Genomic DNA, 12,808 nt, shown 5'->3' on the forward strand with positions numbered 1-12,808 from the left:
CACGATGGGGCGCATGCGACGACGTGAGCGGATCCGACGTGCCAACCGCACGGCCACCCTCCTGGCGGTGATCCTCGGCACGGCCGGTGTCACCCACTTCCTGCGCCCCCGCGGGTACGACCGGATCGTGCCCGACGCCCTGCCCCCGCGGCTGACCACGCTGGCCTCCGGGGTGGCCGAGCTGGGCATCGCCGCCGGGCTCGCGTTCCCCGCCACCCGCCGTGCCTCGGGCTGGGCGGCGGCGGCGCTGTTCGCGGCGGTGTTCCCGGCGAACCTCAAGATGGCGAACGACCTGCTCGACCATCCCCGCTCGAGCCGGGCGATGCGGCTGATCGGGGTCCTGCGGCTCCCCCTGCAGCTGCCGCTGGTCCTCTGGAGCATGCGCGTCGGTCGGCACGCACCGAAGCCGTGACCCAGCCGTCGTGGACCCGCGCGGCGGTGCCCTTGTTGCACCGCCCGGTCACCCAGCACGCCTGGGAGGACATCGTGTTCGCGCACTGGCGGCACGACCCGGCGTCGTTGCAGCGGCTCGTCCCCCGCGGGACCCGTCCGGACGTGGTCGACGGCAGCGCCTGGGTGGGGCTGTCGGCGTACGTGTTCCGGGAGACCCGGGTGCCACCGTTCCCGTCTGCCGGGCGGCTCGGCACCATGACCGAGGTCACGATCGAGGTCCTCACGGTGGACGACCAGGGGCGGCGCGGGGTGACCTACCGCACGGTCGACACCGCGAACGTGCCCGCCATCGTGGCCGCGCACGCACTGCTCGGCGTGCCGTACACGTTCGCGCACGCACGTTCCCGTCGCCGCGGTGACGCGGTGGCGCACCGGTCCGTCCGGCACCCGACCCGCGCGCTGCACCCGGTGCGGTGGGCGCGGTCGCTCCGGCAGGAACGCCCGACCGGGGCGGTGCGGCCGAAGCACGCGGCCTCGGTGCGGGTGACCGCCGGCGAGGTCGTCGACACCCCGCTGGCCGCCGAGCTCACCACCCGCGCCGGCATCCACGCGCGGTACCTGGCGCAGACCCTGTTCTGGCAGCGGCAGCACCCGGTGCTCACCACCCGTTCGGCCACGCTCGACCGACTCGAGGGCGATCTTCCCGACGCCGTCGGCATGCCGGGGTTGTTCGACCGGGCCCCGGACTCCCTGCTCGTGGTCGACGGCACGACGGTCCGGTACGGCTGGGGCGGGGTCGTCCGGTGACGCACGCACAGACCGACGCGCAGACCGACGACCCGTTCGACCTCGACCGCTTCGTCCGTGCCCAGCAGGGTGTCCACGACGTCGCGCTCGACGAACTCCGTCGGGGCCGGAAGTCGTCGCACTGGATGTGGTTCGTGTTCCCGCAGCTGGCCGGCCTCGGGCGGAGCGCCACGGCCGTGCGCTACGCGATCACCGGCGTGGACGAAGCCCGCGCCTACCTGGCGCACCCGGTGCTCGGGCCCCGTCTGCTCACGGCAGCCGACGTCGCACACGACGCCCCCGCCCGCTCCGCCGACACCCTGCTCGGGGGCATCGACGCGGTGAAGCTCCGGTCGTCGATGACGCTCTTCGCCCGGATCGCGGCCACCCCGGGGCCGTTCGTCGCCGTGCTCGACCGCTGGTACGACGGCGCCGAGGACCCGGCCACGCTCCGCTTGCTCGGAGATCGCTCGGGACGCGAGTAAGGCACGCGACGCGCGATGCGCGGACCGGCACCTGACACGTCGACACTGACACGCGCTGACCCGATCGGAACGCCGTTGTCATATCAGGTACGGTGATGCGAGCACGTGCGATGCCGACCGTGCCCGTTCGCCCGGCGCCCCGACGCCGCCGCCCCCGAAGGAGAACGCATGCCGGTCCCCCGCAGCGCCCCGACCGAGCACCAGCTGCTCCGTGACACCGTCCGCCACAAGATCCACGACGCGATCATGGACGGCACCCTGCTCCCGGGCGAACGACTGAACGACGACGAGCTCATCTCGTGGCTCGGCGTCTCCCGGACACCCATCCGCGAGGCCCTGAGCCAGCTGTCCCGCGCCGGCCTGATCGAGATGGCCCCCAACCGGTACACCCGCGTCACCACGCCGGACCCGACCGAGGTCGTCGAGGCGATGCAGACCCTCGGCGTGCTGTTCGGCGGCGTGGTCCGGCTCGCGGTCCCGCGCCTCGGGTCGGCGAGCCGGAAGAAGATCCTGGCCCAGCTCGACAAGACGATCACCGAGCTCGAGGCACACGAGGTCGCCGCCGTCAACCACGACGCCCTCGACGTCTTCGCCCTGTACGTCGCCGAGTGCGGCAACGAGAACCTGCAGCGCGTCTGCCGCGACACCATGGACGGCCTGGCGTTCCGGTTGCGTCTGCCGAACCTCGACGAGCTGGTCGACTGGGACCGGATGACCGAGGACTTCCGCCGACTCCGGGCCGCGACCGAGTCCGGCGACAACGTCGCGGCAGAGCTCGCGACCGAGGCGATCCACCAGCTGCCGGGCGAGAAGCACTGAGTCCACCTGTACCCGCGTACAGGAACCGCCCGTCTCGCGCACGCGAGGCGGGCGGTCGACGTTCCGCGGACCTCCCGGTCGGCGGCCTGGCCACGCGCGTGACGCTCCCAGTCCCGGGGCCGCGCGGACCGATAGCATCGCTGGCGACCACCTGAACCAGGCACCCGGAGCAGCACATGAACCCCCGCCCGACGGACCGTACCGAGGTCGCCGCACGCCTGGCCGCCGCGGTCGGTCGGATCAACCGACGGGCCCGCACCGACTCGGCCTCACTCGGGTACGGCATCGTGTCGGCGCTCGCGTCGATCCAGCGGCACGGACCCCTGCGCCCCGGCGACCTGTCGCGGATCGAGGTGGTCACGAAGCCCACGATGACCCGCATCCTGACCGAGCTCGAGCAGCGCGGCTTCATCCAGCGCGAGGCCGACCCGCGCGACGGCCGGGCGTTCATGGTGACGGCCACGCCGGAGGGCATCGAGGCGGTCGAGCAGGCCCGTGCGAACCGCACCGGGATCGTCGCCGAACTCATCGCCGAGCTCGACGAGTCGGACGTCCAGGCGATCGCCGGCGCCCTGGCCGCGCTCGAGCGTGTCGCCCAGGGCGAGCACGCCCAGGAACCTCACACCTTCTAGGCCTCGCACGACCGTTACCGAACCGTTACCAAGTGGTGGACGGACCGTTCTGCCAGCGTTCCTGGACGCGCTGCCCAGTCTGACCGGTCATGGTGTCGGCTCCGCCTGACCGCGGCCACCCCACGGCTGCTCCCGGCGGACGGACGGGCCCCACACCACCGTCCGGTCCTCACCGGCTCGAGGACTCCTCGTCGTCGCCGACGGTGTCACCGACACCGCCAGCCTCCGGCGTGCCCGCACGACCTCGGTCGCGCGAGCAGGAGTCCCTCCCCCACCGAGCCGCCGACCTGCGGAACCGATGCGACACACCCCTGAGCTCCCCACCACCACCGCCTCGACCCGACGTGAGGCCCTGAACACCCCCACTCGCCGGATGCGCCGGGCCCTGCGGCACCGCGCGACGCTGATCGCCGGCGGCGCGGCGGTCCTCGCCGTCGCCGGTGGCGCCCTGACCGTCGGCACGCAGCCCGCCATCGGCGAGGCCCTCGGCATGCCGACCGGCACCCCGAGCGCCTCGGCGACCGCGGAGCCCGCCCTTCGCGGCACCGCGCTCGACCGCGCCCAGGCCGCCGCCACGATCACCACGGCGAAGACCGTCATGCAGACCGCGAACGACAAGGTCGACACCTCGGCGCTCGAACAGCGCGTCGACGCCCTGAGCGACTACCCGGACCTGTCCGGCGCTGCGCTGACGAACCGGATCTCGACGACGGTCGCGTCGGCCACCGACGTCGCGCAGGCGAGCGCCACGCAGGACAAGCGGGACGTCGACGCGAAGGCCGCAGCCGCAGCGAAGGCCGCAGCCGAGCGGCAGGCGGCCGCCGATGCAGCCGAGGCCGCCCGCAAGCTCGCCGCCGGCAACACCGTCGCCGGCGCCAAGGCCACGGCGACCTCGCTCGCGTCGTCGGAGTACGGCTGGGGTGCCGACCAGTTCCAGTGCCTGGACAACCTGTGGACCAAGGAGTCCGGCTGGAACTACCAGGCCGTCAACGCGAACGGCGGCGCGACCGGCATCCCGCAGGCGCTCCCCGGCTCGAAGATGGCCACGATCGCCGCGGACTGGCGCACCAACGCCACCACCCAGATCACCTGGGGCCTGCAGTACATCAGCTCGGCGTACGGCACCCCGTGCGCGGCGTGGGGGCACTCGCAGGCGAACAACTTCTACTGATCGGCGCGGGTCGCGACGGCGACCGGCAGACGGACGGGAGGCCCGTGGCGAGTCCGCCACGGGCCTCCCGTTGCGTGGTGTGGTCGCGGTCAGCCCAACCGCGCGACGCGCACGTCGGTGCGGGCGGGCAGCGGGCACGCCCGTCGGGCCGCCCGTCGGGCCGCTCGTCGTGCCTGCTCCTCAGAGTGACCGGCGGAGGACGACGGACGCCTCGGGGGTGTTCACCTGGAACGCGAAGGTCTCCTCGACGTACAGGGTGACGTCGACGCCGTCGTGGCCCAGGTAGCCGAGGGCCAGGTCCTCGCCGACGGTGAACACGAAGTCCCCACCGCGCTGACTGATCAGCAGCGACTCGTCGATGCCCGGCGCCCGCTCGACCTGACCGCCGGTGATGCCCTCGAGCTGCTCGCGCAGGGGTGTGCCGGCGTCGTCGGTCTCGACGATGTCCGCCCAGTCACGCGGGCTGCAGGCCAGGGCGTACGGCCCGGCGACCCCGACGTCGCGGAGTGCGGCGACCGCAGCGGTGACCGCGGCCCGGAACGACCCCGGTGAGCCGTCGTGCGACTGTGCGGGCTGGGTCGACGCCTGCCCGGCCCCGGTGATGCCGCCCTCCGGCCACCCCCGGAGCGTCGCCCGGTTCTCGTGGGCCGCGAGCCGCAGCACGGCCGCGTCGAGGTCGCCCAGGTCGACGTCGGTGGCGCCGCGGGACGAGTCCACGAGCTCTTCGAGCGCGACGGTGAAGGTCGCACGGACCTCGCAGAGCGGCAGGACCCTGCGGCGCCGTGCGGTGATGCCGTCGGCGACCCCGCCGGTCACCGCGTCGGTGCGGCCGAGGTCGACCGAGGACCACTGCCAGCCGCGCGGACCGTCGAAGTCGACGATGCGCCGTGCGGCGAGCGCCGGGACCAGCCGGTCACGGGCCTCGGCGTCGAGCACCGCCCAGGTGTCGGCACCGAACGGCGCGAGTTCGCGGAGGAGGTGGTTCATGGCGTGTGCCCTTCCGTGCTGCGGAGTGAACCGATGCCGAGACCGGGACCGGTGGCGTCGGGGGCCGTCACCACGGACGGCGACGGTGGTCCCGCGAGCGCGGCGAGGTCCACCAGACGATCGCGAGCGGGTGCGAAGAACGTCGCTCCGGTGATCGCGCGCGAGAAGTCGAGCAGCCGGTCGTACGTCCCGGGAGGATCGCCGACGAACATCCGTTCCAGCATCCGTTCGAGCACCCAGAGCTCAGCGCTGTAGCCGATGAAGTAGGTGCCGTACTCCCCGCTGCCGGGGCGACCGAAGGGCATGTTGTCGCGGAGGACGTCGTGCTCGACCCCGTCGTCGTCGACGATGGTCGCGAGCGACTTGTGCGACGGCCGGACCTCGGTGGCGCTGTCACGCTCCACGTTGTCCGACTTCGACCGGCCGATGATGCGTTCCTGCGCGTCCGTCCCGAGGGCGTTCCACGCCGCCAGGTCGTGCAGGTACTTCTGCACGACGACGTAGCTGCCACCGGCCCAGTCCGGGTCGTCCGCACCGATGAGTGCGGAGGCTGCCAGGTCCTGCGCGACCGGGTTCGCCGTGCCGTCCACGAAGCCGAGCAGGTCGCGGGTGTCGAAGTACCGGAAGCCGCTGACCTCGTCGACCACGGTGACGTGTTCCCCGAGCGCGGCGAGCAGCAGGCGTTCGAACTCGAAGCAGACGTCGGTGCGTTCGCCCCGGATGTGGAAGAGCAGGTCTCCTCCGGTGGACGGCGCCGAGTGGACCGGCCCGGTCAGGGCGGGGAAGGGCTGCAGCGCGTCCGGTCGGGCATGCGGCGAGAACCGGTCCCACGCACCCGCCCCGATGCCGACGACGCAGGACAGGTGCGCGTCGAGGTCGCGGAAGCCGACCGTCTTCAGCAGGCCGTCGAGGTCGCTGAGGACGTCGCGGACGGCATCGAGGTCGTCGTCGTCCGGCCCGACGTCGAGGGTCAGGAACACCGCCGAACGGGACAGCGGTGCGTCGACGCTCTGCGCGTCGATGGGCACGCGGCTGCCCGGTGCGCCGGGCATCAGGGTGCGCCGTGGACGGAGGCCATGGTGTCCGCCTTTCCTCCGCAGCCGTCCTGACGGTGCGGTTCGGTGCCGTGGGGTGTCTCCCGTCGAGCATCGCCACCCGGTGCCTCGTCACGCCTGAGTCGGATGACCCGCTCCGCAAGGGGGGATGCCCGGGCGACCACGGGGTGATGTGGTGACCGCGTCGTCGTCGCTAGCGTCCGGAGCAGCCGCCACGGGCCTCCCGGGCGGCGGACGACGGACGATCCAGGAGCGACGATGACGATCAGCATCTCGGACGCACGACCGGCGCACGACGACGGCACCGGGCGGGCGCTGCGCTCGCCGTCCGGCGGCACCGATCCCTTCGTGGTCGTCACCGGACCGGACGCGTCCGCCCGGGCGCGGGCGCTCGCGGACGTCGCCGACGCTGCCCGGGCGGACGGGCACACGGTCGTCCGGTGGCGTGCGGTGGGCGGTGACCCCGTCATCGAGGCCGCGTCGCTGGCCCCGTGGCTCGCCCTCGTCCGGGCGCACGACGCCGGGGCACCGGGGGCCACCCGCAGCGTCGTGCTCGTCGAGGACTTCGACGCGCTCGACGAGGACGCCAGGACCGTGCTGCACGACCTGCTCGCCGCGCTGGCGCGGGACCTCGGGACGGTCGTGGTGGTCGCGGTGCGCGAGGGCCGGGCCCTGGCCGGATCGGGCACCCGGCTGCCGTCGGCCGACGTCTCCGTCACGGTCACGGCGGCCTTCACCGGGGACTTCGGTCTCGTCGACACCGAGGCCGAACGGGCCGTCCGCCGTGGCACCCGACCCGATCCGTCGCTGGTGGCGGCGGTCGAGTTCACCCGGGCGGTCCGGTCCGGTGACGTGCACGCCGGCAGGCGGAGCGTCCTGGCCGCGCTCGGGGAGTCCGACCGGGCGGGCGCCGACGACGTCCTGGTCGCGACGCTGCACGTGCTCTGCTACCTCGGCGGGCACGACTCCTGGTGGGACGAGGCGCTGGCGCTGACCGCCGACCGCGACCTCGACCCGGTGCTGCGGCTCGTCGAGGACTGTGTGGACGGATCCGGCCGGACCGAGCACCAGCGTGCCGCGCTGTACCGCGAGGTGCACGCATCAGCTGCCGACATGCAACCGTGGAAGGCCGTGGCACTGCACATCGCGTGGACGCTGCTCGACTCGACGGATCCGCGCCGGGACCACGTGGAGGCGGCGCTCCGACGAGCGGGCGACGCCGGGCTCCTCGGCTACTTCAGCTCGTGCCGTGCCGCCGTGACGCACTACCAGGCGGGGCGGCTCGACGCGGCGCGGGCGGCGTTCGACCACGTGCACCGAGCGGCCGAGCGCTGGCAGGCCGGGACGCTCGTCGCACTGACCGAGGCGCTGCAGGCACTGGTGCTCTCCGTGCAGGGCGAGCCGGAGCAGGCGGCACGGAAGGCCGACCGCGCAGCACGGTGGGCGGCGCAGCACGGCACGCCGCTGGTCGCTCGGGCTGCGGAGCACGCCCGCTCCGCGCTCGACGTCGCGACGGGACGGTTCGAGGAGGCCTACAGCCGCTCGGCGACGCGACCGGGCAGGGCGGGGCGGTGGCTCGAGAGCAGCTACGGACCGATCGAGCTGCTCGACGCGGTGGAGTCGGCTGCGCGGCTCCGCCTGGCCGACCACGGTGCCGCGCTGGTGGCCCGGGCGGAACGGGCGTTCACCGACCAGCCGACCCCGCGCCGCTCCCTGGTGCTGCTCGCCTGCCGAGCGGTCGTCGACGAGACGCACGGTGCCCGCGCCCTCTTCGAGGACGCGCTGGCCAGCGTCGACGGCGACGTCTCGCCGTTCGAGGTGGCCCGCGTCCGCCTGGCCTACGGCGAGTGGTTGCGTCGCGGGATGCACGCCCTGGAGGCCCGGGGCCAGTTCCGGATGGCAGCGCGCGCCTTCGAGGTGCTCGGTGCCGGTGACTGGCAGGCCCGCGCGGAACGCGAGCTGCGCGCGGCCGGTGCCGCCCGTCCGCTGCCGACGGCGCTGGAGACGGTCGACCTGAGCGAACAGGAACGCCGTGTGGCGTCCCTCGCCGCGGCCGGGCTGACCAACAAGCAGATCGCCGGGCAGCTGTACCTCTCGCCGCGCACCGTGAGCGGGCACCTGTACCGGCTGTTCCCGAAGCTCGGCGTGACGACACGGGCCGGACTCCGGGATGCGCTCCTGCGACTGGGAGGCGACGGGACGGGCGACGTCCGGACGTGACCCTGTCAGGGACACCCTCGCCGGCCGCTCGCCCCGCGAGCCCCGGATGCCCCGGCCACCACCCGCGACACCCCGGGCGGACGACCCGGGAACGTCACCGGAACCCGTCGCCGGGGTAACGGCAGGGCCCGTCGCGAGCCCGCGGTCCGTTCGTAGACTCCAGCCACCGACGAGGACTGGTGGCCGCCGTGTTGACGGACGAGGAGTTGCTCCCCCGCGGAGACGAGTTCTCCGCGCCGGTGTCCGCCGTGCCCCGAAGCGGGCTGCCGATCCGTGGCCGGAGCGTCGAGCAGGCAGTCGCCGCCGATGCACTGGCCGGTCTGGCACGGGGCGCGGGTGACGTGCTCGTCGTCCGCGGCGCTGCGGGCGTCGGCAAGTCGCGTCTGCTCGAGGACGTCGTCGACCAGGCGACCGCAGCCGGCCTCCGCGTGGCCGTCGGTCGCACGGACCGCGACGCACGCCTGATCCCGCTCGCACCGATCATGGACGCGCTCGGCGCCGGGACCCGGCCGATCTCCGACCGCGTCCGGCTCAGCGCGGTGACGCTGGACCCGGAGGCGCGGTACTGGCTCCTGCAGCAGCTCCAGGACGACCTGGAGCGGGCCGCGGCGTCGAACGGCGTGGTGGTCGTCGTCGACGACCTGCAGTGGTGCGACACGACGACCCTGGCGGTGCTCCGATCGCTGTCGCGCCGGCTCGCCGACGTCCCCGTGCTCTGGGTCGTCGCGGTCCGGACCGAGCACCAGGACCCGCCGGTGACGGCGACCGTCGACGAGCTCGCCGCGACGGGACGGATCGTCGACCTCGACCCGCTGGACGAGGAGGCCACCGCCGCGATGATCGCCGACCTGGTCGGCGCGACGCCGGACGGCTCGGTCCTGCGGGCGGCACACCGGACGGAGCACATCCCGATCCTCGTCGCCGAACTCGTCCGCGGGCTCGTCGACGAAGGCCTGCTGGCGATCGTGGACGGCGTCGCCACGATGCCGGGCGCCGCGCTGCCGGCGAGGTTCGGTGCGTCGATCCGCGAGGGCCTCCGACGCCTGTCGAAGCCCACGCAGCAGCTCGTGCAGGTCGGAGCGACCCTGGGACGCTCGTTCTCGGTGCGGTCGTTGTCGGCGATGCTCGACCAGCCGGTGCAGCGACTGCTCCCCGGGCTGCAGGAAGCGATCGAGGCGGGGGTGCTCGTCGACGACGGCACGGACCTGTCGTTCCGCCACGACGTCCTCCGCGAGGCGGCGGAGTCGATGATCCCCGCGGCCGTCCGCGACGACCTGCTCAGGCAAGCGGTGGACGAGCTCCTGCGGCAGGGTGTCCCACCGGTCTCGATCGCCGCGCGCATCGCCGCGGTGGCGCAGCGCGGGGACGTCCGGGCCGCCGAGGTCCTGCGCACGGTGGCGATCGACCTCGCGAGCACGGATCCCACCGAGGCCGGCGCGCTCGCCCTCCGCGCCGCCGACGTCGCGCACGGCACCCCGGCGTTGCCCGGCATCGTCGTCGACGTCCTGCCGCTGCTCTGGCACAGCGGTCGGACGGCCGAGGCCCGCGCGCTGCTCGACGACCTGCAGGGCCGCCTCGCCCCGGAGGACGACGCACGCCTGCACCTCACCCTGGCGCGGCTGCAGACCGAGGGCTCGACGCCGGATGCGCTGCGGACGGTCGAGTCCGCACTGGCCCTGCCCGGCGTGAGCGCCGGTGTGCGGTCCCGTCTGCTCGCCGTCCGCGCGCTGAACCTCGCCCAGGCGGGGCGGCACGCGGACCTCGCGACCGCGCTGCGGGAGGCCCGGGCGACGGGCGACGGTGACGCGGACCCGGTCGCCGTCGCCACCTTCGAGGCCAGCGCGTCCGTGCTCGCCTTCAACGAGGGCCGGTTCGCGGACGCGACGCAGGCGATCACGTCGGCGATGAGCCGGATCGCTGCCACCGGGGGCTCGTCGAGCACCTGGTTGCCCGAGGGGCTCTGGGTGGCGTTCCTCGCGGGTGCACTCGGCGACACCGAACGGGCAGGACGCATCGCCGAGGCGAACGCCATCGAGACCCGTCGCAACCACCTGGCGCGCCCGACCGCGGCCTGGATGATGCTGCGCACGCGGGTGCTCTTCGACCAGGGCCGCCTGGAGGACGCCAAGACCTCGGCCGAGTCGGTCCTCGACCTGGCCGAGGACCTGGAGCTCGGTCAGTTCGCCGCGCTCACGGCCGGGACGGTCCTCTTCCGCACAGCGCTGCTGCAGGGCGACCGCACGGCGGCCGACCGGACGCGGCACTTCGCCGAGGCCCTGCACGCCGATCCGGCCTTCGCACGCTCCGGCTCGTGGCTGCTGGCGCTCGAAGCGGACGCACACGGCGACGCCCGGGCCGCCGTCGACCGCAGCGAGGTGGCGTGGCGGAGCCTGGAGGAACCGATCGCGTCGATGTCGAGCCCGGCCGACTTCGCCGACGACGTCCACCTCGCGCGCATCGCGATCCGTGGGGGCCGACGGGACCGACTCGAGCGGATCGAACGGGTGGCACGGCTCCGGGCCACGGCGAACCCGGACAACGACCTGTGCGGCGGGACCTGGCTGCACGTCCACGGACTCGTCCACGACTCCGTGGAGCACCTCGGCGCGGCGGTGGAACGGCTGCGCCGGGTCGACCGCCGGCTCGTGCTGGCTGCGGCGCTCGAAGACCTCGGGAGCGCCCTGCGGCGGCGCTCCGTGCCCGCGGCCGTCGAGGTGTGGCGGGAGGCGACGGAGCTGTTCGACAGTGCGGGTGCCCTGCGCGAGGCCGAACGGTCGCGAGGACACCTGCGGGGCGTCGGCGTGACCGTCCGGGCGGCCACCGCCGACCCCGCTGCGTCGGGCGCCTCGGGACTCCCGGGGCTCACCGCTCGCGAGGCCCAGGTCGTCGAACGGGTCGCCGCCGGCCTGACGACACAGCAGATCGCGTCCGACCTGTTCATCTCGACCCACACGGTGACGAGCCACGTCCGCCACGTCTACACGAAGTGGGGCGTGGCGTCCCGCCGGGAGCTCGCGGCGCGGTTCCGGCAGCACCGCTCCGGCTGAACTCCGGCTGACTTCCGGTCGGGCCGCCCGGGTCACACCGGGTCACGCTGGGTCACAGCGAGGTCGTCGTCGAACCCGGCGCCGAGCGCACGAACCGCCAGGTGCGGCGCGGTGGAGAAGCCGAGCTCGATCCGCCCGGAGAACCCCGCGAACCCGGCGAGCGCTCCGGCGCGGGTGCGGGTGGCGTCGAGGAACCCGAGGTGCAGGTCGGCACGGACCCCGCCCGGGCCCGGCGTCCGGAAGCCGACGAGACGCCCCGTCACCGCGCGGTGCACCGTCGTCCCGGTCGTGCTGTCCTCGGTCCGGACCTCGTCGAAGACGCCGTCGACCGAGACCGCCACCGCGAAGTCGCGCGGCGGCAGGACGGCGGCGATCCGGGCCTCCAGGTCGGCCACGGAGGCGACCGACGCGACCGTCACCACCAGGTCGGGCGAGAACGTCGAGACGACCGCGAACGCGACCGGGTCGGCCGCGTCCGCGACCGCTGCGGCGCCGTCCGGGAGCATCCGGAAGCACCGGCGGTCGAACACGACCAGGCCATCGGCGGTGCCGGTGCCGGTACCGGTGAGCGCGCCGAGCCCCAAGGTGCCGTGCCGACCGAGGTCCGCGACGGCGACCGGGACGTGGACGGCCGGTCGTCGGTGCCGAGGCTCGTCGACGACCTGCTGCGCCCACGTGGCGAGGGTCGTCAAGGACGTGCTCCTGTCATCCGTCGTCTCCTGCACCACGCACTCCTCGTCCGGCCTCGGTTCGACCGTAGGAAGTCCGCCCGCGCGGTACCAGCGCCGTTTGACTCAAGCGCCCGGGTGGGTGCGCGGCGCACGGTTGGACCATGAGTGCACGCGCGAACATGGTCTCCCCGTCCGTCCCCCCGTCCGGCACGGGGTGCGTGGAGTGCGACGCGACGGGCTCGTGGTGGGTGCACCTGCGTCGGTGTGCCGCCTGCGGACACGTCGGCTGCTGCGACGACTCCCTGAACCGGCACGCCACCGCGCACTTCGCGCTCACCGGGCACGAGGTCATGCAGTCGTTCGAGCCGGGCGAGGGGTGGTTCTGGGACTTCGTCACGCAGGACTTCGTGGACGGACCCCGACTCGCCGACCCGCAGGCGCACCCGACGACCCAGTCGGTCCCGGGTCCGGCCGACCGACTCCCCGGCGACTGGTCGGAGCAGCTGGCCGATCGACGCTGACGGCGGGACGCGGCGGGCCCC

12 protein-coding genes are annotated in these 12,808 nt (G+C 74.0%); 9 read left to right on the forward strand and 3 right to left on the reverse strand.

Features of this window, described 5'->3' with window-relative positions:
• Positions 1-13 precede the first annotated feature (13 nt).
• The 6 genes from DEJ20_RS13435 to DEJ20_RS13460 all read left to right on the forward strand — a co-directional run bounded on the left by DEJ20_RS13435 (position 14) and on the right by DEJ20_RS13460 (position 4,286).
• Complete coding sequence (locus DEJ20_RS13435) at positions 14-412, forward strand: DoxX family protein (RefSeq protein ID WP_111236347.1); 399 nt, start codon at positions 14-16, stop codon at positions 410-412.
• Positions 409-1,200, forward strand: a complete 792-nt coding sequence (locus tag DEJ20_RS13440; RefSeq protein ID WP_163342685.1) for a YqjF family protein — start codon at positions 409-411, stop codon at positions 1,198-1,200. The genes DEJ20_RS13435 and DEJ20_RS13440 overlap by 4 nt, the downstream gene beginning before the upstream one ends.
• Positions 1,197-1,664 carry a DUF1810 domain-containing protein gene (locus DEJ20_RS13445; RefSeq protein ID WP_111236348.1) on the forward strand — a complete coding sequence of 156 codons (468 nt, stop codon included), beginning with the start codon at positions 1,197-1,199 and terminating at the stop codon, positions 1,662-1,664. The genes DEJ20_RS13440 and DEJ20_RS13445 overlap by 4 nt, the downstream gene beginning before the upstream one ends.
• Before the next feature lie 168 nt (positions 1,665-1,832).
• Positions 1,833-2,483, forward strand: coding sequence for a GntR family transcriptional regulator (locus tag DEJ20_RS13450; protein ID WP_111236349.1), 651 nt, complete (start codon positions 1,833-1,835; stop codon positions 2,481-2,483).
• A 176-nt stretch (positions 2,484-2,659) separates the two neighbouring features.
• Positions 2,660-3,115, forward strand: a complete 456-nt coding sequence (locus DEJ20_RS13455; RefSeq protein WP_027466277.1) for a MarR family winged helix-turn-helix transcriptional regulator — start codon at positions 2,660-2,662, stop codon at positions 3,113-3,115.
• A 298-nt stretch (positions 3,116-3,413) separates the two neighbouring features.
• On the forward strand, positions 3,414-4,286 hold the full coding sequence (locus DEJ20_RS13460; RefSeq protein WP_111236350.1) for an aggregation-promoting factor C-terminal-like domain-containing protein: 873 nt from the start codon (positions 3,414-3,416) through the stop codon (positions 4,284-4,286).
• Between the two features lie 180 nt (positions 4,287-4,466).
• On the opposite strand, the gene DEJ20_RS13465 is transcribed toward DEJ20_RS13460, so the two are convergent.
• Positions 4,467-5,273 carry a family 1 encapsulin nanocompartment shell protein gene (locus tag DEJ20_RS13465; RefSeq protein ID WP_111236351.1) on the reverse strand — a complete coding sequence of 269 codons (807 nt, stop codon included), beginning with the start codon at positions 5,271-5,273 and terminating at the stop codon, positions 4,467-4,469.
• Positions 5,270-6,325 (reverse strand): Dyp-type peroxidase, encoded by a 1,056-nt coding sequence (locus tag DEJ20_RS13470; RefSeq protein ID WP_111236352.1) that lies wholly within the window; start codon positions 6,323-6,325, stop codon positions 5,270-5,272. The genes DEJ20_RS13465 and DEJ20_RS13470 overlap by 4 nt, the downstream gene beginning before the upstream one ends.
• A 261-nt stretch (positions 6,326-6,586) precedes the next feature.
• Between DEJ20_RS13470 and DEJ20_RS13475 the strand changes: the two genes are divergently transcribed.
• Positions 6,587-8,548, forward strand: a complete 1,962-nt coding sequence (locus tag DEJ20_RS13475; protein ID WP_111236353.1) for a LuxR family transcriptional regulator — start codon at positions 6,587-6,589, stop codon at positions 8,546-8,548.
• 179 nt (positions 8,549-8,727) lie between these two features.
• Entirely contained in the window at positions 8,728-11,595 is a 2,868-nt protein-coding gene (locus tag DEJ20_RS13480; protein ID WP_111236354.1) for an ATP-binding protein, read from the forward strand.
• Positions 11,596-11,627: 32 nt separating this feature from the next.
• Here DEJ20_RS13480 and DEJ20_RS13485 read toward each other — a convergent pair whose 3' ends face one another.
• A complete protein-coding gene (locus DEJ20_RS13485) occupies positions 11,628-12,287 on the reverse strand; it encodes an acetolactate decarboxylase (RefSeq protein WP_181431631.1) in 660 nt (219 codons plus the stop codon).
• Positions 12,288-12,427: 140 nt separating this feature from the next.
• Between DEJ20_RS13485 and DEJ20_RS13490 the strand changes: the two genes are divergently transcribed.
• Positions 12,428-12,787, forward strand: coding sequence for a UBP-type zinc finger domain-containing protein (locus DEJ20_RS13490; RefSeq protein WP_111236356.1), 360 nt, complete (start codon positions 12,428-12,430; stop codon positions 12,785-12,787).
• The last annotated feature ends 21 nt before the right edge of the window (positions 12,788-12,808 follow it).

It is taken from the genome of Curtobacterium sp. MCSS17_005 (genome assembly GCF_003234225.2).
Classification (GTDB): Bacteria; Actinomycetota; Actinomycetes; order Actinomycetales; family Microbacteriaceae; genus Curtobacterium; species Curtobacterium flaccumfaciens.